This window comes from Shewanella ulleungensis, assembly GCF_014648315.1.
GTDB lineage: Bacteria > Pseudomonadota > Gammaproteobacteria > Enterobacterales > Shewanellaceae > Shewanella > Shewanella ulleungensis.
The window spans coordinates 1-24,651 of the sequence record NZ_BMQW01000011.1 but is presented as its reverse complement, the minus strand read 5'-3'; the positions used below and the strand labels follow the sequence as shown (position 1 = coordinate 24,651).

Sequence of the window (24,651 nt, the reverse complement as noted above, 5' to 3'; positions counted from 1 at the left end):
GATGCTTCCTTATCTGCGCTTACGCTGAACGACTTTAATGGCCCAAATCATCACGCCAATTAAAAAGAATGCACTCGGCGGTAACGTGAACATTTCGTTAGCGAGGTACCAGCCACCGTTTTCAATGGTGGTGAGTATGTCGTGACCAAACAAACTGCCACGGCCTAACAATTCACGAACAAAAGCAACGCCCAGTAAAATTAAGCCATACCCCATTGCATTACCTAATGCATCAACCACAGCTAAATGTGGCGGGTGCTTCATGGCAAAGGCTTCTGCACGGCCCATGATGATACAGTTAGTAATAATCAAACTGACAAATACAGATAACTGCTTCGACAATTCATACGCCACATCTTGCAGCACCATATCGACAATAATCACCAATGAGGCTATCACTGTCATTTGCGCAATAATGCGTACGCTATTAGGAATAAAGTGGCGAATACTGGAAATGATTAAGTTCGAAAACACCAGTACAAAGGTCACGGCTAAGGTCATCACTAATGCTGTTTGCATTGAGTTACTCACCGCCAACGCTGAACATACACCCAGCACCTGCATGGCAACGGGGTTATTTTCAAATATTGGCGATGTTAAAATCTCGCGAGTAGAAGTGTTATTACTCATTTACTTACCCTCCGCAGCAATAGCGTGTAGATAGGTTTGATATCCCTCAACGCCAAACCAAAACTCAACTAAACGTTGGATCCCAACACCTGTTCGGGTTGCACCGCTGACACCATCGATACCGTGAATATCACCGTCTTTGGCGCCGCCTTTAATGACTTTAATTGCCATTTTGCCTTTTTCATCAAACAGTTTTTTACCCTGCCACAAGGCTAACCATTGTGGATCAGTCACAAAATCAGCAATACCTGGGGTTTCACCGTGTTCGTAAAATACAATATTCTCAATAGTGTTAAGGTCTGGTTTAATCGCCATATAGCCATAAATAATTGACCACAGGCCTTTACCGTAAATCGGCATAACAATGCTAGACAGTTGATTATTGGTATCGTAAACCTCAAAAATACGCACATCATTTGCCATGCTTTTGATCTTGGCGATGTCTTTTTTAGGCTTAGTCGATGTCTCAGGATTAATGGCCGCCATACGTTCATCAAAGTCGAGTAAATTAGCTTTTTCGGTTACTTGTCCACTGGCTAAATTAACCATTTTAGGCTTAACACGCTGCTCAAACAGATCGCTAAAATCACCTTGGCTGATATCAATACCCGCGGCTTTTAATACAAACTGCTTCACTTCATCACGCTTTTTGGCTAGCTTTCGCTCTTTTAAAATCTCGGCGGTACCGGTGATCATAAATGAACAAATTAAGCTTAAAACGATGATAAAAATCATTGTTCCAGTAACGGTATCTTTTTTAAAGGCCATGACGTTTTAGTCTCCGTTTGATATTGGCTTGAGCGACTAAGTAGTCGAATAACGGTGCCCATAAATTGGTAAACAAAATGGCTAACATAATGCCTTCAGGCATTTTTGCATTGAGTAAACGGATAACTATGGTCATCAAACCAATCATAAAACCATAAGCAAACTTGGCTTTGCGGGTGTATGAGGCGGTAACCGGATCAGTTGCCATAAACATCATCCCTAAAGCAAAACCGCCAGTCACCAAATGCCATGTCCACGGCATTGCTGTCATTGGGTTTCTACTTGAGCCAAAGTAGTTAAACAACAATACGGTTAATATCATCCCAAACATCACACCAGCCACAACGCGCCAATCAGCTACGCGGGTCAGCAACAAAATACCACCGCCGATTAAAATGGCTAACGTACTGGTTTCGCCTACAGCGCCCGGCGTAAAGCCTAAAAAGGCATTCCACCAAGTGCTGTCGCTAAACACACTAAACCAACTTACATCAACAAAGCTGAGTTTTTTCGCCACTGTCAACGTTAGCGTAGTTGCGCCAGAATACCCATCAACAGCAACAAACTGGCCTAATGCGACAACTTCCGTTGGATAAGCAAAATAAATAAATGCATAACCCGCAAGCGCAGGGTTTAAAAAGTTATACCCCATGCCACCAAACATCTCTTTTGCCACCACAACACCAAAACTTAGGCCTAGTGCCACAATCCATAATGGTGTCGAAATGGGTAAAATAAGCGAGAACAACAACGCAGTAACAAAGAAGCCTTCGTGTAATTCTTGACGGCGAACTTTGGCAAATACCACCTCCCATACTAGGCTTACGACCAAGGCGGTGAGGTAAAATGGCACATAAAAACTGGCACCATACGCAAACAAACTAATTAAACCTGAGCTTTCCGTTAACGGGCCAAACATTAAATTATAAATGGCCAGTTGCCATGCTTCAGGTTGCGTAGCTCCGGCCATAATGGCGACCTGAGCTTGCAGGCCCAAGTTGTACATGCCAAATAACATCGCCGGAAATAAACACATGCCCACAATGTGCATAGTGCGTTTAACATCAATCGCATCACGAATATGCACATGGCCTTTAGTGCTGCGGCCATTGGCTATCCATAACGAACGTAAGAAGCTACGCATCGAGTCGCCATGAGCGTAATAGCTATCTTGGCTGGGCTTTTTCTGTTGCTGACTCATTAACCTTCCCTCTCGATAATATCTAGGCAAGCACGAAGTTCTTTACCAAAGTCATACTTTCCTGGGCATACAAATGTACATAAGGCTAAATCTTCTTCATCTAGCTCTAATGCGCCCAGAAGTTGTGCCTCATCGGTATCTCGTACCACTAAATCGCGCACCAATAAAATGGGGAGAATATCCAATGGCATCACGTGGTCTAGTTGACCAAATGCCATCATGGCGCGAGGAGAACCGCCAGCATGAGTTGTAAAATCGAATAATTTTTTACTGCGACTAAAACCAGACATCATGATGCCCGTTAACGAAAACTTATTACTATCATGACGCACCCAAGGTAAAACCTCTTGGCGATCATTTTCAGTTAGCACACTGACTTGATTATGGAAACGACCAAGGTAATCATAAACCCCTGCCGCTGTATGACCTGACAGTAAAGACCCAGATACAATACGCGACTGACGTTGATCAATTTCGCCATTAACCCATTCGCTTAACTTGGCGCCTAGCTGAGTACGCACTAAACGAGGTTTTAATACCGTTGGCCCACCCAGTGCAACGATACGGTCGGTATACAACTCGCCAGTTAAAAACAGTTTGCCAAAAGCAATCACGTCTTGATAACCCAGGTGCCATACTTGGCGTTCGATACTGGCAGGCAATAAATAATGGATATGCGTACCGACTAAACCCGCTGGGTGCACACCATTAAAATGTTGAACGCTAATCTCTGATAAGTCATATTCATTTGCTTGCTTAATCAGTGACTCACCCTCGTCCTGACACAAGTACACTTTGCCAGAGGTTAATATGCTCAACACATATAACCCGGCCTCAAATGCTGCCACTTGAGTGGCGATAACAACTCGGGGATCTGCTGCCAAAGGATTAGTATCAATGGCGGTGACAAATATACCTGCTGGAGTGGCGTCTAGTTGTGGTACACGCGAAAAAGGACGGGTTCTAAATGCAGTCCATAAACCACTGTCGACCAAGCCTTGCTTAACGCTTTCAAGGCTTAAACTGCTAAGCACCTGTGGTTGCAAAACCTTTGTGGTCGTTTGCTCAGTATCGCAATCAATCACCACAGACTGTAAAACTCGACGATCACCACGGTTAATAGCAGAGACAACACCACTCGCTGGCGCGGTAAATCGCACGCCAGGCGTTTTTTTGTCTTCAAATAAAGTTTGGCCTTTATTTACATGGTCGCCAACCTTAACCATCATGGTTGGTTTTAGGCCTACATATTCTTCGCCAATCAACGCCACTTGCGTAGTTTTAGGCATGCCATCTATTTGCTGTAGTGGTTCACCAGCAATCGGGATATCAAGCCCCCGTTTAATGGTTATCACTGGATTTGCAACACCAGCCATGTCATTCACCATCTATAAAAAATTTCGATAGCTTATGGTATATGTTTGCAACTGCTAATATATGAACAAAGATCACACTCCCAGCGCAGGCTGTAATTTTGGAACATAACCTAATTGCAAATTTGTGAGGCAGATCAATTTATCGCAATAAGCGAAATCGCTTTATGTAATTTTTGTATCAGAAAGGTTGTTACATTTCTGTGCATTTATGCCTACTTGCTAATAAAGCAAGCAGGCATAAATGTCAGTATTGACGGGGACTTTAACAGGTTATATCGCAGAATTTGTGAGATGTAACATGCCTTTCTCAATGGTATAAACCGCATCCATTTTATCTAAGGCTGTTGTGCGATGGCTAATCATTAATAAGGTTTTATCTTCTGCAAAATTCAATAATAACGATAATATTTCGCGCTCAGTGCGTTTGTCGAGCCCTTCGGTAGGTTCATCTAATAACAACAGTGGAGCGTCACGCAGTAACGCTCTAGCAACACCAATTCGGCGTTGTTCACCACCAGATAATTGTCGACCACCTTCGCCGATCCATATGTCTAAAGGTTTATCGTCCTGTAACAATGCCCCCAAACCCACTTGTTGTAATACATTTATAAAGCGCTCATCGTGAGCCTTTTTCGGCTGGCCTTGAATAAAAGGTAATGCCAGCGCTAAATTGTCACGCAACGTGCCCGCAAATAAATAAATACGTTGGCTAACCACCGTCATTGCTGCGCGCAGTTCAGCCTCATTGTAATCGGCAATGGGGTGACCATCGAGGGTAATACTGCCTTGTTGCGATAACCATTCTCGGGTAATCAGCCCAAATAAACTCGACTTACCGCAGCCTGTTGGACCTAAAATAGCCACCTTTTCACCAACATTAAGAGTTAAATTAACACCCTGTAAAATCGGCGAATTTGGCTGATAAGCAAAATGCACCTGATGCAATTGCAGTGCACCTGAATGTGCTTTAAGCATGCTTTGGGCATTAAAGCTCACCGCTGGGGTTTGTTCGGTCACATCAGTGACACGTTGTGCGGCCAATAGAGTGCTAGATAAATGTTGGAATGCGCCAGCAATAGGCATCATCATTTCGAGGCTGGCCATGGTAGCAAACACCATCAATGCCATTAAAGGGCCTGGCGGCACTTTATCTCCCACACCTTGACTGGCCAAATATAACATCACCAGCACAGCACTGCCGTTAACCAAAATCAGCATGGTTTGGCTTAAGCCAGTAATATTGGCCATAGCCGTTTGTTGGCTAAAAAATCGTGTTTGCGCTTGCTCAAGTTTGGCCAAATAGCGCCGGTTAGCAGCAAATAGACTTAACTCCGCCTGCCCCTGAATCACATCCAGTAACATCACTCGGTATTGTTGTTTCGCATCAATTAATGCCCGACCAGGCGCTTTACCGAGAGCATAAAACACCATGGGTAGTAAGCACCAGGCTAACAATAAAATACTGCATAAACTCAAAGCTAAGCTGAGATCAAACCAAGCTAAAAAAGCAAAAAGTCCTGCAATCATCAGTAACGACGCAACTAAAGGCGTAAGCAAGCGTAAATATAAATGATCTAAGGTATCGATATCTGCAACTAGGCGATTTAATAAATCACCTTTACGCAGGCCTTGCAGATTGGCAGCACTAAGTGGTAAAAGTTTTTGCCATGCCCAAATACGTAATTGAGTAAGTAGCTTAAATGTCGCTTCGTGGGTTGCTAAACGCTCACCATACCGGCTGGCAGTGCGGGCAATAGAGAAAAAACGAACCCCACCGGCAGGGGTAAAAAAGTTAAACATTTGCGCTGTGACAATCGATAATCCCGCGATTGCCGTAGCCGATAAAAACCAGCCTGATAACGACAACAAACCAATACCGGTTAATAAAGTGATAAAGGTGAGTATTAAGCCGGTCAACATCATTAACCATTGGCGACGAAACAATTTTAAAAACGGCACTAATACTCGCAAGGGTGTACTTTGCGATAATGTACTTTGCGATAATGTGCTTTGCGTTGATGTACTTTGCGCAGATATCGTTTGAGGTGATGTTTGCTCAGTAGGTTGAGTCATTAGTACACCTCCTGCTGCTGATTAATCATTTGCGCTAGCAATCCATCATTGTGTTGTAATTGACTCACATGACCTTGTTGCACAATAACGCCTTTATCTATCACCAAAACCTTGTCCATCGCGCTTAAATCATCTAACCGATGAGTAACCGTTAACCCACTCGCACCTTGCATCGCTTGTTGCAATGACGCTAACACAAACTTCTCGCTTTGAGCGTCTAAACTTGCGGTGGGCTCATCGAGTAAAAACAACTTGGCGGGTTGGGCGAGCGCCCGCGCTAAAGCAAATCGCTGCGCTTGCCCTACAGAAATTCCCGCACTTTGATCGCTTATCATCAAATCTAACCCTTGGGTGTGCTGTGTGACAAAATCGCTAATATTGGCTTGATCAAGTAGCGTCATAATTTGCGGGTCGGTTAATTGTGGATTTGCCAGTGCCACGTTGTCACGCACAGTGCCATGAAATAATTGTGGGTCTTGGCCAAGCCAAGCTAAATGCCGTCGCCAGTCCGCTAATTGAATACTCGACAGTGGTTGCTGATTGATTTTCAAGCTGCCTTTGTAAGGTAAAAAACCAAGTAAAGCATTGAGTAAACTGGTTTTGCCTGCGCCACTTGGGCCAACAACAGCCCATTGTTCTCCCGCGGGCAGCGTAAATGAAATGGGCCCTAATAAACGCTGACCATCAACACTAAACACCTCAAGATCAACCGCTTCAATACTGATAGCGTCGGCTGAAAATGGCGCTTTAGGTTGGCTATTATCAGTTATTTCAGTGCCTTGGACCTGATAATTGAGTAGTTCTACTAACGTCTCTGCGGCACCAATCGCTTGTGCTTTGGCATGGTAATGTGTGCCTAAATCGCGCAGTGGTTGAAAAAACTCTGGCGCTAAAATGAGGACAAACATACCGGTAAATAAACTTATACTTGCACCGTAATGGCCAAAGTCTAAATGGTCGAGATAACTAAAGCCAAAATACACCGCCAACACAGCAATCGACACTGCAGCAAAAAACTCTAATACCGCAGAGCTTAAAAAGGCTAAACGTAAAACCGACATAGTGCGACTACGAAAATCTTCTGAAGCAGTTTCGATATTGACTAACTCAGCATCACCACGATGGAATAACTTAACAGTTTGTAAGCCTTTTAAACGGTCCATAAAATGGCCACTTAAACGTGATAGCGCCTTAACATTTTTACGGTTAGCATCGGCAGCCCCCATGCCCACTAAAATCATAAACATAGGTATCAAGGGCGCTGTGGCTAGCAAGATAATCCCAGCAGCCCAGTTCAGTGGAAACACACACACCAAAATAAGCAAAGGAATAAAACCGGCTAACATCATTTGTGGTACATATTTGGCGTAATAATCATGGAGATCTTCAACCTGCTCAAACACGAGGCTAGCCCATGAACCAGATGGCTTACCTTTAATAAAAACAGGCCCTAACTCAACAAGCTTAGCTAATACAGCTTGACGAATATCACTGCGCAAGCGCTTACCAGCCTCAAAACTCACTCGCTCACGCACTTGCGCTAATCCTGCACGCACAAGCAATAAAATCATTAAGCTAATAAATTCAATATTCGATACTTGCACAGGCATATTTTGCATAATCACTTGCTGCAAAATACGTGCGACACAATAAGCCTGCCCAACAATAGCAACGCCGTTGAGCCAACCACATAAAATAGACAACTTAAGGAAAATACCACAGGCAGACTGTTGGCTTTTAAGCCACTGAGTTAATGACTTTTCTAACGACTTATCCATAACGCTCCAGCTGTGTTGGTTCTCGTCCCAAATTCGCATGCAGTATCGCAGCACTGGGTCAGAGATAACACCTTAAACGGTGTAAATGTTAACTGATTCACATTTTGCTAATAGACTCTTAGTTAAAGCTTAAATCAAGCTGAAACTACAACAGAAAAGGTTCACTAGAGGGGGTGTGGCCGTATTTAACCAATACATGCCATAACAATTTTAAATCTTGTAGCTTTTTTGTATGCGCTCCGCGTTCACTCCAAGATGTGGGTTGTTTTTGCAGTTGATATGCCGCTCGGCCAATAATGTCGGCATTAATGATTTCATCTTCTGCAATGCTTTTTGCCAGTGTTGGCATACCAGCCCCCCGAAAATCATCAGGCACATCGGCAATGTGCATTTGCCTGCCATTGTGCCAATGCAGTTCGATGTCGTATTCGTCACACAATGCCACTAATGAATCGCCAATTTTGCTGCCATTAAACGACGGGTCAGCCACCAGCATAGCAATGTCTCTATCTAACAACACATCTCCGTGAATTTGTGCTTCGATATAATGATCTAAATTACCACTTGTAATAGCGTCAAAACGCGACGTCACAGGATCGGTTAAATGCTGGCTAAAGTGAGAAATTAACTTACTCGGTTTAAGGCCAGCGCAGCCCAAGGCATATTGACGTTCAAAACTTTCACTCATTAGTGCAGCTAAGATGGCATCAAAACATTTTATAGTTCCCTTTTCTTTGGGTAACCGATAAGAGTCCATATAGCTGAAAGTACAACGAGATAATATTTGCGAGTGAGTGATTAAATAACAACTACCAAAGCGCGGTGCAGGTCCCAAAGGGCATAACCCAAAATCGAGGGCGCCGTATTTGGGTCGATGCTTAATCCCAGCATAGCTATTGCCAAACAATTGATTTTCCCAATGATCGCGAGAGCCCCCTAGCTCTGGAGATAAATGGCCATTAGACACATGGGTCTCAAATTGGCTTTTATAGACGCCGTCACGCAATAGGCCGTCAATAACACTCAGGCCACGGTTATCAATTCTGTCGGGATGAAAATGCAATGCAACACGGCTATGGCTGGATAATTGGCGCATGGCCAACTGCAACTCCAAGGTGGAAATATTAGACATTAACAGCACATTCTTGAGCACGGCATGAGCATGATCTCGCAGCTCGTATGCCGTTTTCTCAATATGTGATAACGCCGTTAATTTCATCAGTCAGTAATACCTTAACGTTCAATCACTTCAGCTAGGCTGCTGGAGTAAGGTTGTCATTTTATTGTATGTAATAAGTTGAGTTTTAGCACTGATCGATGCCTCAAGATTAACACTATTTCATTCTAAATCATTATATTCTGTGTATCTGTCGGCTATTACAGTCCTTAGTAGGCACAGTAAGCGCAAAAGGCTTCGCACTAGCAGCTATAATAAGAGTTTAATAGCACTTATAGCCGTTTTCAGGTAAGCTTCACGGCCGCCGTTTCTGGCTACCTTTTATTCAAAGCAACAATATGTTGCCCAAAGAGATTTTTCTATGAGTTTTGCCTCACTTGGTCTGAATGCTGCTATTTTAAAAGCAGTTGAAAAACAAGGTTATGACACCCCCTCTCCTATTCAAGCACAAGCCATTCCAGCAGTACTAGCCGGACAAGACGTCATGGCAGCAGCCCAAACTGGGACAGGAAAAACCGCAGGCTTTACCCTGCCAATCCTAGAAATATTATCAAAAGGCAACCGCGCACAGCGTGGCCAAGTGCGTGCATTAGTATTGACTCCAACGCGTGAATTAGCCGCACAGGTACAAGAAAGTGTAGCCACTTACGGTATCAACCTACCGTTAAAATCAGCTGTTGTGTTTGGTGGTGTTTCTATTATTCCGCAACTAGCGGCTCTTAGAAATGGCGTTGATATTTTAGTGGCTACTCCAGGTAGATTACTCGATTTATGCCAACAAAAAGCCATTAGCTTCAGCAAATTAGAAATTCTAGTGTTAGACGAAGCTGACCGCATGTTAGACATGGGCTTTATTCGCGACATTAAAAAAGTATTAGCGTTATTGCCACCTAAACGTCAAAACTTGATGTTTTCGGCAACCTTCTCCGATGAAATCCGCGAATTAGCCAAAGGGTTAGTAAATAACCCGGTTGAGATTTCAGTGACACCGCGTAACGCCACCGCTAACACCGTTACCCAGTGCGTGTACCCACTGGATAAAACGCGTAAGTCGACGGCATTAATCGAATTGATTAAAACCAATGATTGGAAACAAGTGTTGGTGTTCTCGCGTACTAAACATGGTGCTAACCGTTTAGCTAAAAGTTTAGAAGCAGCCAACATTAAAGCCGCCGCTATTCATGGTAATAAGAGCCAAACAGCCCGAACTAAAGCATTGGCAGACTTTAAAGCCGGTACAGTACAAGTAATGGTAGCAACAGATATCGCCGCACGTGGTATCGACATCGATCAACTGCCATTTGTGGTTAACTTTGACTTGCCAAACGTACCTGAAGATTATGTTCATCGTATTGGCCGTACAGGCCGTGCGGGCTCAACGGGTCAAGCAGTATCATTAGTCGGTCTTGAAGAAGTTAAGCTACTGCATGATATCGAGCGATTAATTAAGCGTACTATTGAGCGTAAGCAACTTGCAGGTTTTGAAGCCCCCTTCACTATCCCAGAAGCAGGCAGTCGCTCTGGTGGTCATAAAGCCAATAGCGTTAAAAAGCCAAACCCAAACCGCAGTAAGCATGCACAGCAAAATACCAATAATGCTGATAAGCCTGAGCGTAAATATGATTCACGCCAGCAAGCACGCAGCAATGATGGTCAATCACAAGGCGCTAGCAAACCCAAAGCGCCTGGAAACAGACAAGAAGCGATCGCTAATGGTAACAAACCTCCACAGCGTAATCGTCCACCACGTCGCAGTGGCGCAGGAAATAGCAGTGCAACTAGTGGCACTGCAACAAGCAGCAATACAGGCAGTGCTCCGGCTTCAAAAGCCAGTGTTAATCCATATGCTAATGCCAAAATAAGAAGCTAACATTGCTATAAAGCGATAAGGTTGATGCCTTATCGCTTATCATAATAATGACTTACTCAATAAGTCATTAGGCAACAAAAAAAACGCTGAACATTGTTCAGCGTTTTTTTGTTTAAACATCACTTACCATTACATAAACCAGGCTCGATAATTACGACCTTTCAACTTACCTTTATTCAATTTATTCAGTGCTTGCTTCGACACTTTGCTGGTTACCGCAACATAAGCACGGAACTCAGTCACTTTGATTTTGCCAATATCATTAAAGTCTAAGCCGTTATCACCGGTTAAAGCGCCAACAACGTCACCAGGGCGGATCTTTTGCTTTTTACCGGCATCAATCTGAATGGTAATCATCTCAGCCGCTTGTGGCTGTTTGTTTAACGCACTCATTGGTGGCAGTGTTTCGCTGACAACATCTTTACCCATGGCTTCTTCAATCATAGCCATTTTGTAGCCGTCATCTTCACCAAAGAAGGTGTAAGCAGCACCCGAACTACCAGCACGGCCAGTACGACCAATACGGTGAATGTGTACTTCAGTATCGTAAGCAATATGGTAGTTAAATACTGCATCAAGCTCATCAATATCTAGACCGCGCGCGGCAACATCGGTCGCCACTAAAATACGCGCACTACGGTTAGCAAATTGTAATAACATTTGATCGCGATCGCGTTGTTCTAAATCACCGTGTAGTGCTAACACACTAAAACCAAACTCGGCTAATGAGTCAGCCACTTGTTGAGTTTCGCGCTTAGTATTACAAAATACTACCGAGCTACGTGGTTGCTTATCAAGCAATAATAAGCGCAGGGCCTCTAGACGGCCATGATTGTCATCAACACGGTAAAAATGTTGTTCAATGGTTAAGTTGTCATGTTTTTGTTCAACTTTAACCATCACAGGGTTGTACATTATTTGGTCAGCGATCGATTTGATTTGCTCAGGGAATGTCGCGCTAAATAATAGGGTTTGGCGCTCACGCGGCGCGGCAGAAATAATTTGGTCAATGTGCTGCTGAAAACCCATCTCTAACATGCGGTCGGCTTCATCTAAAATCAACATATTCATGTTGCTTAAATCTAGGCGGTTACGATCTAAATGATCGACAATACGACCCGGCGTACCAACAATAATATGCGCGCCATGTTCAAGCGATCCAACCTGTGGCCCCATTGGCACACCACCACATAAGGTTAATACCTTAATATTGTGAATACCGCGGGCAAGCGTGCGGATTTCTTCTGCTACTTGGTCAGCTAATTCACGTGTTGGGCATAACACCATGGTTTGAATACGAAAACGTTTTACATCAAGCTTATTTAGCAAGCCTAAACCAAACGCAGCAGTTTTACCTGAACCTGTTTTTGCCTGGCCAATCACGTCTTCACCGGCCAAAATTGGCGGCAAGCTTTCTGCTTGGATTTGAGTCATAGATTCAAAACCCATGGTTTGTAGGTTTTCAAGCAATTCAGTTTTTAAATTAAGTGATGCGAAAGCCGTATTAACGGCTTGTTCAGTAGACTGACTCAAGGCGAATATCCTCTGATATCGAAAGCTAAAAAGCACGCAAGTGCTGCACAAACAAATTAGCCAAGGTGATTATTGTCAGTATAGCGAATGCTACACATCAAATTGTCCTTGGCCATATATACCCAATCAACCTGAAGATGCTCGATTTCAGCAAGAATTTACACGCGTTTAGGCAAGGCATTGATTGCGGGTAATGGTTGTTCCCTTTCCAAAATCAATAACACAGCATAAACGCGTGTAAAACTTGCCCTTTGGGAGTTTCATCGTGTTACCACTACGTTGTTGCGCTAATTTATAAGGTACCTACATTACTGCATTAACGCGCCTAGTATTAAAAACACGGTGAAGCTCTGAAACACGTCTCTTCAAGTTGATTGGGTATACGCGCTATTGTAGCAATTTTCTTCAGCTTTCGCTGACAAATCTTTCTCTCAAACAGGGATATTTTATGATTCGTTAACTATATAATTTGACCAAAAAGCCCTTGTTGATAATTTCGCACAGCCTGATCAATTTCTGCTTGAGTATTCATCACAAACGGCCCCATTTGCACTATTGACTCGTTAATGGGGTTACCGGCCAAAATCAATAAACCCGCACCTTTGTCTTCTGCCTGAAAATGGCACACATCAAGGGCATCTAATACCGCAAACTGCCCTGCACCTGCGGTTTCGCGTAAACCTTGTTTATCAATATAATGCAGCTCACCCTGGTAAATATAGACACAGACAGTCTTAAATCGCTCGAGGTTCAGCGTGCCGTGACCATATGGCTTTAAGGTTAAATCGGCAATAGCGCCATTACCCGCCAGCCCATCAATAGCAGCATGAATGTCTACTGGATTATGGTTGAAACCCCACGCACCCGCCAACGCAAAAAGTGTGGCACCGTGCTCATTACTCACTTGGGGCTTATGTTGGTTGAGACTATCTTGATATATCGGCGCACGCATTTTGTCTTTAGCTGGCATATTGAGCCAAATTTGAAAACCATGCAGCCCTTCTTTTGCATCTGCTAATGGCATTTCAGAGTGCACCACACCGCGACCGGTACTCATCCACTGTACATCGCCAGCACGTATAGGTTTAACATTTCCGAGTTGATCGCGATGCTCGAACCCGCCTTTACGGATATAGGTAAAAGTTTCAACACCTCGGTGAGGATGAGGTGGAAAACCACCAATAAAATCTTGCTCATCGTCAGATTTAATTTCATCTATCATTAAATAAGGATCAAAACGAAGTTGCTCAAAATCACTAATGCGATTGATATTGACCCCATCACCGTCCATTGCTGGTAACGCACTAAAACGCTGTAACACTTTCATTATAAAACCCAATGCGCAGTCAAATCATATTTACAGCATAACAGCCAGCTAACCGAATAAATATTGCATAATAGTGTTATTTTTTTTCGATTAAATCGATAATAAGTTTAGTTAAACTGCAATACTAACTCCGTTTGTCTATTGCCTTGAGCGCTAATATCTTGACTATGTATCGCGGCATTGTGACAATTTTTCTCAAATTGATTAATACCATGCTGGAGTGTCATCGCATTGGTATAAATTTTATTAACAACAGCAGCTTGCTCTTCTGCCGCCACCGATATTTGTTCACCATTGCTCTCAATTGTTGCCATCACTTGGCTTACCGTTGTTAGGCTTTGCTCAAGCATATTACCCGAGTCGATGCTTTTATCTGTCAGTAAATGACTTTGCTCCATTTGCTCAACTGCCTCAGCCGTTGTGCGACTAAGTGTATTGATAATCTTATGGATTTCATTTGCAGATGTTGCCGACCTGCTTGCAAGGTTACGTACTTCATCAGCAACAACAGCAAAGCCCCGACCCGTTTCGCCAGCTCGTGCAGCTTCAATGGCTGCATTTAACGCCAGTAGATTTGTTTGCTGCGCAATACTCTCAATAACGTCGACGACCTGGTTAACGTTCTGACATTGTTGATTTAATGATGAAATCGCAGTCCGAGACTCAGAAAGTAACTGATTAATCTCTGTCGTTGCTGCTTGGCTATTAGTTAACGCAACTCTAGTGGCCTGTATTTGGGCAACCAATTTATGAATTTCAGCTGTTGAGTTGGTCGTGCTCTGCGCAATATCGGTAACAGATGAACTCATTTGCCCAATCGCGGTAACAACTTGTTCAAGGTTTTGAGACTGCTCAACAAGTTGGCTTTGATTCGCTTCATTCTGTTGCTGGTGTTCGTCTAAACCTTGCTGAAGATGCTCTCCGCTGTCTTTAATTCGTCCAATAACGGCCAATGTTTCAGCTTTTTGCATACGCAAACTTAATTCTAAATGAGATAACTCATCGGTATAACCGGTATAAACAAATTGGTTAAGCGGGTTATTGTGTATTGTCTTACTGACAGCGAGAACCGATTCAAAACGATGTTTCAGAAAATAGAGTGGCACACAAAAACACATTACAGCGGCAACAAGCACAAAAACAGCAAATGTTGAGCTTAAATAAGGCAGACTAATGAACAGAATGACTGAGCACAACCAAGTTAAAAATAGCTTGGTAATAATACTGGCACCAAACTTCGGCTTTGCCGCTTTACCCGCTTTACCCGCATTAACTGCATCGTAACAAGCCTGAGCACGTTGGGTTAACTCAGGGTCGGGTTGTGTTCTTACTGACTGATACTCGCAAATAATGCCATTACGCTTTATTGGGGTAACATAGGCATTTACCCAATAATACTTACCATTTTTACAGCGGTTTTTAACCAAGCCCATCCAGCTTTGCCCCTGCTTAATGGTATCCCACAAATTAGCAAATGCAGCCTTAGGCATATCAGGATGGCGAACAATATTATGCGGCTGATTGATTAACTCTTCTTTGGAGTAGCCACAAGCCGCAATAAAATCATCATTAACATGAGTAATAATGCTATCTAGATTGGTGGTAGAGAGAATTTTAAAATCCGACGGATAGACGAGTTCTTCATCGATAATATCTTTTACAGTCATGTTGATTTATGTAGTCTTGTTATGTAGGCCATGTTGTTGATTATTATTCAAGCAATCTCATTTTTATGTGATGCCTCGCGGCTTTAACAAGTAAAAATACAATGTAATCAAAATACCTAGAATAGATCACATATAACGTTTATTGAAAACGATTCAGATCACGCCATAAAAGTCATGATAATAAAAACACCCGGCAAGCAATCTCGTTTGTCGCACTCATGATGTGTAGTAGATAACGGTAAACAATGCAAAACACCGTATAATCAAAGCTAACTTACAATTTTAGGACGATAACGTGTTAACAAAAATCCTCATTACCATGTTAGTTATTATTGGCGCTGTAGTGTATTTACGACGAGGGCGAAGCAACAAAGTGACTCACAGTAACACTACAGTTCATATCGAAAAGCCCCCGTTGCTAAGCAGGGTGATAATTTACACCATGATTGCACTTTCAATGCTAGCAACAGCGGGTTATTGGGGCTGGGGTTGGTACGACGATAACACGGTTGTTCAAGTCACCATTTCATCACCGATTGAAGCGATGACAGCGAGTTATAAAGTGCGCAAAAAAGACATTCAAGAACAACGAATTACCACCATCGATGGCATACAAATTCGTTTATCTAATCAAGAGCGATTAACAGTAACATCACTCAAAAACGAGTAGCTCACACAAGAAAAGGAGCGTTAAAATTGATTACACTACCGCTCTTAGCTCATTAATCACTCAGCATTTAACATACCAACACACTTGAACTTTACGTTCCATTAACAATCAAAGGTAACAATGACAAAGTAAAATGACACAGACGCTAAATGACTCGCATTAAAACCAGTAAAGAAGGCACCAACAGACACGTTAACGTACTTGATCAACAGCACTTATATAAGCCATTGATCTACGCGTTAGTAATGCATAGCGTACTGATTATATTCATCGGGTGGTTTTGGCAAAAAGACACCAAACAAAGAGTGGCGGCTCTCACAACGCCGGTAAAATACACGGCAATAAAAAGTTACCTAATAACCGCGCAACAATACCAATTAATGCAACGTAATAATGAGCATTCAACGCCTAAAGAAGTCTTAATACCACCTAAAGCTGTAATACCCCTTCCACCAGCAACAGCACCAGCTAAAATAGAACCTATAATAGCAACCGCAACATTACCAGTTGCAACCAAACAAAACCCTAAAGAGCCTGCACTCAAAACAGAAGTAAAGCAAAACGTATCAACCCATACCACCAATGTGACAACCTCATTGCAACAAGCTACAAGCCGCTATATTCAACAACATAATAATCAACAATTTGAACAGCTAATTGACTTGCAGGCTGCATCAAAAAATAAGCCGGTGGGGACAATGAGTGAGATGGATGCAACATTAGACTTTATCGAACTTACACCCAAAATAGATACTAGCCAACCTCAAACGTTGAATCACAAATTAGACCCTAATCGAATCGTTAAACAAGGGGATTACTGTTACAAAGTAGTCAATCTAGCGACCCAAGTTAATCCCCATGGATGGGGATTAGGGTTTGCTGAGTTTTGTGGTGAAGATAAACAAAAACAACAGCTCACTGAAGCCATTAATAACAGAGTGAATAAGCTCAAAAAGCCGCATTAACCAATATCGTAAAATCAGCTAACTATTTGCTGAAATGGTAGCATCAGTACTCGCCATAGGTTGCTCGCCGGTAACCACTTTATTTCGGCCTGTCATTTTGGCTTGGTATAAACGCGCATCTGCCGTTTTGTAAATGTGTGAAAAATGATCGCCATCTTCAGGCCAACGAGACACTCCAATACTGATACTCAAGTTAATATCGCAACCATCGATAACAGTAACTTGATCAATCATTTTTCGTAAACGCTCAGCAATGTGTCCAGCCTGTTGCAAACTCGTATTAGGAACTAACATACAAAACTCCTCACCACCTAAACGAAAGGCCCAATCATTTTGACGACGAGCCTGATTAAGTACACGAGACACCTCAACGAGCACTTTATCACCCACATCATGACCATATTGATCGTTTACACGTTTAAAATGGTCAAGATCAAGCAACAATACCGACACAGACTGATGTTGTTCAGGCAAGCTTTCACATAACATACCGAAGATCGAATCTAATAGTAAGCGATTATTTAGGCCGGTTAATGGGTCTAAAGATGCCATTTTTTGTAAACGCTCTACTGCTTCGGCTCGCTTATACTCATAACTAAAAGATAACGCCCAAATAGCCGCTAAACACAAAACAATATTAGCGATAGTAATCGGATAAATTTCGGCGATATCAAATATCAATGCATAAACCAAAATGCCTATCCCACTTACTACATATACGCTCGTGTATAAAGTACCGAGCTTTATACCCAACAAAAGATAAGACAATACAGGGATAATAAACAGCCAAGTAAATAACCCAGAATTAAAAGAGGAACCATAAATACCAATCAAAATAACGCTATATAGCGCAAATAAAAATACTAAGCACCACAAGGTAAGGTTTGGTGTCGTTTTATGAATCACAAGAATACCGACACAAAGACACACCATGGCTAATTCGACCATTGCGTACACTTTAAAACCGCCAATCCAGTTATTTACGACAAAAATACTGCCCGCGACAATAATAACAATCAACACAGCCTTTAAAACTGTTCGTCGATACTCAAGTTCGCTTGCCCATAAATTAGAAATGACCATTAATATTGTGTTCCTGTATAGCAATTACAACGACCAACACTAAATGGCCATATGATTGGTTAAAGCATAATAACGTGATTAAAAGATTAGACCAAATAGTAACAATTTGCTAAATATTAAAAGGTTACGCCTTTAAATACTTCCTACTCCAACATCAACTAACCACATCTTAGCCAACAAATAGTGTGGTACTGTAAAATCAGTAAACGGAGTCTGTATTAAAACAACCTCGTGAACCTTGATCCATTATCGGTTAAGGTAACCGCGTTTTTATGACACTAAAAATACGTTTTAACATGTGGATGTAAGACTAAAAATGGCAAAACCGAATAAAAAAGGCCCTTCTCGCACAGTCGATATATTCTGCTCCAAATGCAAAACCCAGCTGTTTAAATATCGCAAAGGTGGCAAAGGAGCCTTAATCAAATGTTTCAAAGAACGCATAGTAGAAGACTGTACAAAAGTCAGTTGTACATGTCCTGGATGCGGTCAAATATTTGCTCGTGAAACCTTAATCCGCGGCGCACCAGCATTAAAAATGGTTGGCGGTAAAGTGACTTTTAAATAGTGTTAACCGCTAATTGAAATACAGCTTCAATAGCCAACGTCGCCAATACCTATCACCTTAAACTCATCCCCATAAACGGCCAAATCAGCTTGCTAACGTCCCTGGCAATAGTCCCTGGCAATAATAACGAGCAGCAGCTTGAAATCATTATAAAATAACCGCTCGTTAATGGATGTAGCGTTTATTAGCTATCGCGATTATTTGCGAACTGGATCGCTTTTTATAAAACAAAACTGCATATACGCCCCTTATTGTGCTAAATTTAGAACTCAGAGTTCTACTTTTAAATATTGAGAGGCGGCCATGGCGCATCGTTGGCAAATTGCAATTTCAGCAGGATTATTAGCATCACTTTGGGCCGGTCTTGCTGATGTATTTCACCTCGTAACCTGGGTCGGTTTTCTCGGTTGTAGTACCTTTTTCGCTCAAACAGAAACTGGCGTAAAAGGGATGCTTATGGCCATGATGACAAACCTTTCTGGTGTATTCTGGGGGTGGTTAATTATTGCAGGCAGCAGTGCACTGGGGTCACCAATCATTAGTTATGCATTAACCGGCATTGTTACCGCTTTTATGTGCTTACAAGCTAGTAACAAAAACTTTGCGTTTATTCCTGGAACATTTATTGGTTGCTGTATCACTTTTGCACTCAATGCTGATATCGCCGTCATTGTACCGCCGCTTATATTAGGTGCAGTACTGGGCTATAGCATGAGCCGATTAACAGGCTTATTTATTTCATTAACAGATCCAGCATTAACAAATAAAACAGCTAAATCTTTAAAAGAAAATGCGGTAAAAGAAATGTAGGCATCATTGGGAAATAAACCTAACCTGCGTTTCAATGTATAACAAATTTACAGTGTCAAAATTGCCATTCAACACTAGCCGATGCACACATCGGCTTTTGTTCATTTATAGTTCATCTTGTACGGGACACGAATAGAATAACGCCAAGCTTGAAATAATATGACGCCATTAAACACTACTAAGCGCCCTGATGATTTCTGTCGCTCATAAGGTGGGTTTAATCAGTAATAACTCTGTTTGTCTGCCATCGATATACCACACTCCAGAACGGTCAAAAATGGCATCTTCTTCTAGCATAATTCTAATTTCTTTTTTCCAAGGCTCAATATAAATAGCGTTATTTAACTCAATGGCATAAGCAGTATTGAAATGTAGTGGGTAATCACCATCACCGACTACCCCTGCTTGCGAGTCCCACATCCCCAGCGTGGTACCAGCGCCATGGCCATGATATCCCAACGGATGAGTATAAATAGTTGGAGTTAAGCCCTGCTCAATTGCACGCTTGCGAGCGCGCGCTAGCACTTGGTTTCCGCTAAGCCCTTGAGCAAATTCGCCAGTAAATATATCTTGCAGAGCATTTCCTGATAACAACGCTTTTTGCAAATAATCTGGGGCGTCGGTCTCGCCAGGTTTTAATACATAAGCATGTTGTTGTGTATCAGTATTTAGCCGTAAATAGGTAATGCCAAAATCAACATGTAACAGATCGCCGGGCAAAATAATCTGCTGTGCATTATCATGAACCAAACTCGAGACGGACTCAAAGGCCGCGTCATCACTGCGTTGAATTGACACACTGGGATGAAACCAAGTTTGTAGTTTTAGCTCAACAATTCGCTCTCTTAGCCACCAAACCACGTCATCTGTAGTTGTTTTTCCAGGCGTGATGACTTGATTCGAAAACGCCTGTGCAATAATTTCATGAGCCAATTTTACGGTATCTTTATAAACGGTAATTTCTTCGGGAATTCTTTGCTCCAACCACCCAACGGCGACAGGTTCTGCTGACACAATTCTTGTTTTATATTTTTCAGGCAAATGCGTGAGTAAATTGTCTTTATCTGTTGCGGCTAAACCATCTGCATGTGCCCAATGCTCTGATTGATTAATACCAATCGTTTTAGGTTGATAGCGTTCAATTAACTCATTTAAGGCCACCCACTGATCTGGCTGTTTTGATTTATCCCATGCTTTTTCAAAAACATCCCCAACGTTATAAGGTGCAATGGCATATGCTCCAATACTACCATCAGCTTTACGAGCAAAAACCAATATGGTTGTGCGACGAGCAGACAACCACGTGGCAGGCAATAATGTTTTAATGACAGGATCTTCATTATACTCACGGCTAATAACTAGCCACATATCTAACTGATGTTCATCCATCAATTTAGGTAATAATTGTGCTACACGTTTAACCAATATATTGTCTATCAACGAAGCTCTGTCTCGCATCGATAAGACTTCAACAGAACTTGTTGCCCATGAGTTAGATGAGAAAATTAATATCGTAAAAAACGCAAAGTAGACCCACTTGAAAATGCTCAAAATTAATTCCTTTTATTAGCAACAAAGCAGACACGGTAAGGCTGCATCTAAAAATAAATTTTTATAGCTCTATTTAGAGCCAAACTATCCTACTCATTTGAAGAAAATAAAACGACTCATATTCTTAATAATCTAACTGGGTAACCTCGATATTTATATTATTCAAATCAGTCAATTCAATCGAATAAAATCACAAACTGGCAACTATCGTGTTTGGCAATATAAGGTTAACTAGAACAGGGATATTAAAGATGATTACAATCCGGTACTTTGGGTACAGGTATCAAAATTATCTGCAGTGCAAACCATGATAGGTGTGTGAATTGTTTTCTCGTATTTTTGTTTTGTGACAATCTTATACAGTGTCAAAATGGCTTGTCTTCCCATCTCATATGGATCTTGGCCAATATTGATATGAGCAAGTTGATCTTCCAGCATGGTTAATTGTTCAGAGGATGTATCCGTAATAACAATAATAACCTTGTTACTACTAATTTTTGCTTGAAACGGGGTAATCATTTTACGGTAAAGTGCTTGGTCATTTTGCGCCCAACCCCCCACAGCAATAAAAGAGTCTGCTTTTACAGGCTTACCTTTCATGACTGACTCCATTTGTTTAACAGATTGATCAAGCTGATCAAAATTAAAAAAAGGCTCTCTAACTTCAGTCCAACCCGAATCGTGATTAAGCAATCTCCCAGGAGGCGCATCGTATTTGATCCCCGATAATGCAGAGCGGACTCCCATCAGTCTTAAATTCAAATTGGGAGAATCTGGTCGCCCAGATTGCATTATTAGTGTTCCCCCATTAGGCCTTAGTTTCTTTAACTCTTCACCTAATGTTTTACCCAATTCATAATTATCAGTGCCTATGTAGGCAAGACGAAAATTATTAGGATCTTCGTTAATTGAAGCATCAAAGTCAGAATCATAGGTAATAATCGGAATGCCTGCTTCTTTAGCTCTCTTCAGGCTATTTTTAACGAGATATTTAGACTGTGTAACGGCTACAGCTATACCATCTATACCGTCATCAATTAGTTGATTTATAACTTGGTCTTGCATCCTAACATTGCTTATATCAGGTCCACGATATATGCACTCAACGCCTTTTATTTGAGCAGCCGCATCAATACACCCCACTTTACTTTGCTCAAAAAAAACACTATTAAATTTAGGTACCACAGCAAGTTTCAATTCTTTTCCATATACAGAAAAAATGGGGATAAGACAAAAGGCAACAAACAACACAAGTAATTTAGCCACACACCCTCCCAAAAGACATCAGAGCGCGACTCTGCTTTACAATAAATATAGCAAAGGAGTTCATTTAAAGATATGAGCTGATACGGTATGACTGTACATATCAGTATGGGCTAACCAATATTGGAATTTTGCCCGATGCAGCCGTTTGTTATAAATTTATTACCTCTGAGCTACTTCATACTCGAAATAACTCTATTGGCTTCCTCTTTCATTGACTGGTACTTTTTTGAGTACTCATCACACTTTTCTTTAGACTTAGAATTACTGCACTTGGCTCTGCCTGCCTTTTTACCAGTAAACTCGAACCAATCCTCTTTAGGGTCGTTAATAAGCCTCTCCCCTTTATAGGATATTGAAACTTCCGGATGGTTTGATTTGATCATGTCTTCAGGTAAATGAGCGCGAACATCATCTAGTGGCAAAGGAATTGAAGAATAGGCAAATCGAGTGAGTGGGCCCAATCCGCTCCCTCTGCATTAGGTAATACAACTTCCATAAGAGCATACTCTTCTGCTACAAGCATATTCCTGCTTCTGCAAATGCTGCTTCTGCAAATGCCACCCAAGATTAGGCCGATAAACATAAAAGCCTTTATGTTTAACCATCTGAGCGGAAATCTACTTATTTTTTATTATTCAAATCGACAAATTCAATCTAAAAATATTACCACTTAAGATTATACGAAGGCTGCAGGAGAAAAACACTAAACGCTGCTCACCTCTAAGGACCTGATATCAATCAAGCAGTAGATAAACAATATTTTCTAGTCTGTTTTATTTAAGCTTGCAGCCAACGTTGACAATTTGATGCGCCTTGTCGTCGTTTTCGGTCTAGGTGCTCACAATATTCGGTTAATGCGGGTAATGCTCCGACAGCACCTTTAAATAATGCACCAAACTCTGTAGTGATTTTAAGCCAATTCTCTGCTGGGATGTTTAATCTATTCAGTATGTCCTGACTGCTTGAGCTAATAGCGCCACGCTTATCTTCTCGAATTATCCGACCAGTATCTTCAACCAGTACAATGTAGTCTTTGACACTGAACATGAGCCCGTTAGGCAAATTGAGTCGCTCATTACCCACAAACGGTAATAGCTCTGGTGGTTGCTCGCCTTTGATTGCTGAATTTATTCGGCGCTGAATACTGGTGTAATCTGAGCTTTCAGGGGTTGCGGCCATTTGAGCACGAATTGGGTTTAAATCAACATAAGCCATACAGGCTAAAACTGCGGCTTCATCAAGCAGTGCTTGAGACTTAAAGCGCCCTTCCCAGAAGCGGCCTGTGCACTTATCTTCTTTATTGGCCATTCTGGCGATGGGCTCACTGAGTGAGCGCATAAACCAACTGATATCAATTAACCGCTTACGGTATTCAGTAATGCATTCATTAACCGTTTGAAGCTCAATTGAGTTAAGGTCTTCTTCTTTCATGTATTTGTGTGTGAGTAACGTGCCCTTAAAGCCTTTGTGCCATTGAATGAGCACTTCTTTATCTGACCATTGTTTTGCTTTATCAGCATCGACTTTTATAACCACATGTAAGTGATTACTCATCACGGCATAAGCACAGATATCAATGGCAAAGATAGTCGCTAATTCTAGAATCCGAGAGTCGACCCACTCCCGCCGATGCTCAAAGTTCTCACCTGTTGAGTTATCTATTCCACATAGAAATGCCTTACGCACCACTCGAGAACAGCAGTGGTAGTAAGGTGTATCTTCCAGGCTAACGATTGTCTGTCTTGGTCTGGCCATCTTTAATTACCGTTTGGAAAGGGTAAATAAAGCGTAGTTTATTGTTTGTTATTTAGCCAATATCGTGGGTGGCCATGTTATTACCCCTTCTAAAAATGTACCAGAAAACAACTTTTCTTCTTCATGATAAAAGACATTCGTAAGCCACATATATAGAAATTGATCAGTACCAAGTTCTTCCGACAAATCAGGATCTCTAAACCTCAACTTAGCCATGTATGTTACGTTACGCTGTTCTTTTACATATTGTTCGAATTGATTAATTGTCTCTGCCGCTAATGAGTGCGCCTTTTGTATTTCAGAGTCTTCACGATTTATGTTTTTGAATAATGGTTCATCAACCGCATTAGATTGCACTGAAACGCCTCCAAGCCCTAATAAGCCAGCTATGGCTAGTAAATATTTCTTCAAATTAACACTAATGCCCACGACACACCTAACGCTTTGCCAATGGGTAAATGCGAACGTTGTTGGGCGAAGCCCAGTGAGTATTTGTCCCAGCCGCGCTGTTTGCGGCGAAATTAGGCAACTTGTTATACATCACATTTTAACCAATACAGATTGAACAACTTCTTCGTTAGAG

The 24,651-nt window shown here is 41.9% G+C and carries 21 protein-coding genes; 5 read left to right on the top strand and 16 right to left on the bottom strand.

The features are described from left to right. Positions 1-9 precede the first annotated feature (9 nt). From IEY40_RS17005 to IEY40_RS16975, 7 genes are all read right to left on the bottom strand, one after another. Entirely contained in the window at positions 10-630 is a 621-nt protein-coding gene (locus IEY40_RS17005) for an NADH:ubiquinone reductase (Na(+)-transporting) subunit D (protein ID WP_160053459.1), read from the bottom strand. Beyond that, positions 631-1,398, bottom strand: a complete 768-nt coding sequence (locus IEY40_RS17000) for a Na(+)-translocating NADH-quinone reductase subunit C (protein ID WP_188958295.1) — start codon at positions 1,396-1,398, stop codon at positions 631-633. Further along, positions 1,388-2,599: an NADH:ubiquinone reductase (Na(+)-transporting) subunit B gene (locus tag IEY40_RS16995; RefSeq protein ID WP_188958293.1), complete on the bottom strand. Its 1,212-nt coding sequence runs from the start codon at positions 2,597-2,599 to the stop codon at positions 1,388-1,390. The genes IEY40_RS17000 and IEY40_RS16995 overlap by 11 nt, the downstream gene beginning before the upstream one ends. Beyond that, positions 2,599-3,975: a Na(+)-translocating NADH-quinone reductase subunit A gene (locus tag IEY40_RS16990; protein WP_188958291.1), complete on the bottom strand. Its 1,377-nt coding sequence runs from the start codon at positions 3,973-3,975 to the stop codon at positions 2,599-2,601. The genes IEY40_RS16995 and IEY40_RS16990 overlap by 1 nt, the downstream gene beginning before the upstream one ends. Before the next feature lie 270 nt (positions 3,976-4,245). Continuing rightward, positions 4,246-5,946, bottom strand: a complete 1,701-nt coding sequence (cydC, locus tag IEY40_RS16985; RefSeq protein WP_188958465.1) for a heme ABC transporter ATP-binding protein/permease CydC — start codon at positions 5,944-5,946, stop codon at positions 4,246-4,248. 101 nt (positions 5,947-6,047) lie between these two features. Further along, positions 6,048-7,826 (bottom strand): heme ABC transporter permease/ATP-binding protein CydD, encoded by a 1,779-nt coding sequence (gene cydD, locus IEY40_RS16980; protein WP_188958289.1) that lies wholly within the window; start codon positions 7,824-7,826, stop codon positions 6,048-6,050. Positions 7,827-7,971: 145 nt separating this feature from the next. After that, positions 7,972-9,045 (bottom strand): DUF3626 domain-containing protein, encoded by a 1,074-nt coding sequence (locus tag IEY40_RS16975; protein WP_188958288.1) that lies wholly within the window; start codon positions 9,043-9,045, stop codon positions 7,972-7,974. Positions 9,046-9,364: 319 nt separating this feature from the next. Here IEY40_RS16975 and IEY40_RS16970 point away from each other — a divergent pair, with 319 nt between their 5' ends. Further along, positions 9,365-10,873, top strand: coding sequence for a DEAD/DEAH box helicase (locus tag IEY40_RS16970; protein ID WP_229777145.1), 1,509 nt, complete (start codon positions 9,365-9,367; stop codon positions 10,871-10,873). 129 nt (positions 10,874-11,002) lie between these two features. On the opposite strand, the gene dbpA is transcribed toward IEY40_RS16970, so the two are convergent. The 3 genes from dbpA to IEY40_RS16955 all read right to left on the bottom strand — a co-directional run bounded on the left by dbpA (position 11,003) and on the right by IEY40_RS16955 (position 15,400). Continuing rightward, positions 11,003-12,406, bottom strand: coding sequence for an ATP-dependent RNA helicase DbpA (dbpA, locus tag IEY40_RS16965; RefSeq protein ID WP_188958286.1), 1,404 nt, complete (start codon positions 12,404-12,406; stop codon positions 11,003-11,005). Between the two features lie 460 nt (positions 12,407-12,866). Then, positions 12,867-13,733 (bottom strand): pirin family protein, encoded by an 867-nt coding sequence (locus IEY40_RS16960; protein ID WP_188958285.1) that lies wholly within the window; start codon positions 13,731-13,733, stop codon positions 12,867-12,869. A gap of 107 nt (positions 13,734-13,840) precedes the next feature. Beyond that, positions 13,841-15,400, bottom strand: a complete 1,560-nt coding sequence (locus tag IEY40_RS16955) for a methyl-accepting chemotaxis protein (RefSeq protein ID WP_188958284.1) — start codon at positions 15,398-15,400, stop codon at positions 13,841-13,843. 295 nt (positions 15,401-15,695) lie between these two features. Here IEY40_RS16955 and IEY40_RS16950 point away from each other — a divergent pair, with 295 nt between their 5' ends. Next, complete coding sequence (locus IEY40_RS16950) at positions 15,696-16,070, top strand: hypothetical protein (protein WP_188958282.1); 375 nt, start codon at positions 15,696-15,698, stop codon at positions 16,068-16,070. Positions 16,071-16,219: 149 nt separating this feature from the next. Then, complete coding sequence (locus IEY40_RS16945) at positions 16,220-17,035, top strand: hypothetical protein (protein ID WP_188958280.1); 816 nt, start codon at positions 16,220-16,222, stop codon at positions 17,033-17,035. Between the two features lie 18 nt (positions 17,036-17,053). Here IEY40_RS16945 and IEY40_RS16940 read toward each other — a convergent pair whose 3' ends face one another. After that, complete coding sequence (locus IEY40_RS16940) at positions 17,054-18,118, bottom strand: GGDEF domain-containing protein (RefSeq protein ID WP_188958278.1); 1,065 nt, start codon at positions 18,116-18,118, stop codon at positions 17,054-17,056. Between the two features lie 316 nt (positions 18,119-18,434). Here IEY40_RS16940 and IEY40_RS16935 point away from each other — a divergent pair, with 316 nt between their 5' ends. Next, complete coding sequence (locus IEY40_RS16935; protein WP_188958276.1) at positions 18,435-18,686, top strand: hypothetical protein; 252 nt, start codon at positions 18,435-18,437, stop codon at positions 18,684-18,686. 303 nt (positions 18,687-18,989) lie between these two features. Then, on the top strand, positions 18,990-19,496 hold the full coding sequence (locus IEY40_RS16930) for a DUF1097 domain-containing protein (protein WP_188958274.1): 507 nt from the start codon (positions 18,990-18,992) through the stop codon (positions 19,494-19,496). A 204-nt stretch (positions 19,497-19,700) separates the two neighbouring features. Here IEY40_RS16930 and IEY40_RS16925 read toward each other — a convergent pair whose 3' ends face one another. The 5 genes from IEY40_RS16925 to IEY40_RS16905 all read right to left on the bottom strand — a co-directional run bounded on the left by IEY40_RS16925 (position 19,701) and on the right by IEY40_RS16905 (position 24,497). Further along, positions 19,701-21,041 (bottom strand): M24 family metallopeptidase, encoded by a 1,341-nt coding sequence (locus tag IEY40_RS16925; RefSeq protein WP_428848161.1) that lies wholly within the window; start codon positions 21,039-21,041, stop codon positions 19,701-19,703. Between the two features lie 261 nt (positions 21,042-21,302). Continuing rightward, complete coding sequence (locus tag IEY40_RS16920) at positions 21,303-22,313, bottom strand: substrate-binding domain-containing protein (protein WP_188958272.1); 1,011 nt, start codon at positions 22,311-22,313, stop codon at positions 21,303-21,305. A 170-nt stretch (positions 22,314-22,483) separates the two neighbouring features. Next, complete coding sequence (locus tag IEY40_RS16915; RefSeq protein WP_188958270.1) at positions 22,484-22,774, bottom strand: hypothetical protein; 291 nt, start codon at positions 22,772-22,774, stop codon at positions 22,484-22,486. Positions 22,775-23,090: 316 nt separating this feature from the next. After that, positions 23,091-24,068 (bottom strand): transposase, encoded by a 978-nt coding sequence (locus tag IEY40_RS16910; protein ID WP_188958267.1) that lies wholly within the window; start codon positions 24,066-24,068, stop codon positions 23,091-23,093. Between the two features lie 48 nt (positions 24,069-24,116). Beyond that, a complete protein-coding gene (locus IEY40_RS16905; RefSeq protein ID WP_188958265.1) occupies positions 24,117-24,497 on the bottom strand; it encodes a hypothetical protein in 381 nt (126 codons plus the stop codon). Positions 24,498-24,651: the final 154 nt, after the last annotated feature.

Excerpts from the sequence above, each read along its gene's own strand:
- IEY40_RS17005 (WP_160053459.1), bottom strand. The coding sequence starts at position 630 with ATGAGTAATAACACTTCTACTCGCGAGATTTTAACATCGCCAATATTT.
- IEY40_RS17000 (WP_188958295.1), bottom strand. The coding sequence starts at position 1,398 with ATGGCCTTTAAAAAAGATACCGTTACTGGAACAATGATTTTTATCATC.
- IEY40_RS16995 (WP_188958293.1), bottom strand. The coding sequence starts at position 2,599 with ATGAGTCAGCAACAGAAAAAGCCCAGCCAAGATAGCTATTACGCTCAT.
- IEY40_RS16990 (WP_188958291.1), bottom strand. The coding sequence starts at position 3,975 with ATGGCTGGTGTTGCAAATCCAGTGATAACCATTAAACGGGGGCTTGAT.
- cydD (WP_188958289.1), bottom strand. The coding sequence starts at position 7,826 with ATGGATAAGTCGTTAGAAAAGTCATTAACTCAGTGGCTTAAAAGCCAA.
- IEY40_RS16975 (WP_188958288.1), bottom strand. The coding sequence starts at position 9,045 with ATGAAATTAACGGCGTTATCACATATTGAGAAAACGGCATACGAGCTG.
- IEY40_RS16970 (WP_229777145.1), top strand. The coding sequence starts at position 9,365 with ATGAGTTTTGCCTCACTTGGTCTGAATGCTGCTATTTTAAAAGCAGTT.
- IEY40_RS16960 (WP_188958285.1), bottom strand. The coding sequence starts at position 13,733 with ATGAAAGTGTTACAGCGTTTTAGTGCGTTACCAGCAATGGACGGTGAT.
- IEY40_RS16955 (WP_188958284.1), bottom strand. The coding sequence starts at position 15,400 with ATGACTGTAAAAGATATTATCGATGAAGAACTCGTCTATCCGTCGGAT.
- IEY40_RS16945 (WP_188958280.1), top strand. The coding sequence starts at position 16,220 with ATGACTCGCATTAAAACCAGTAAAGAAGGCACCAACAGACACGTTAAC.
- IEY40_RS16940 (WP_188958278.1), bottom strand. The coding sequence starts at position 18,118 with ATGGTCATTTCTAATTTATGGGCAAGCGAACTTGAGTATCGACGAACA.
- IEY40_RS16935 (WP_188958276.1), top strand. The coding sequence starts at position 18,435 with ATGGCAAAACCGAATAAAAAAGGCCCTTCTCGCACAGTCGATATATTC.
- IEY40_RS16930 (WP_188958274.1), top strand. The coding sequence starts at position 18,990 with ATGGCGCATCGTTGGCAAATTGCAATTTCAGCAGGATTATTAGCATCA.
- IEY40_RS16910 (WP_188958267.1), bottom strand. The coding sequence starts at position 24,068 with ATGGCCAGACCAAGACAGACAATCGTTAGCCTGGAAGATACACCTTAC.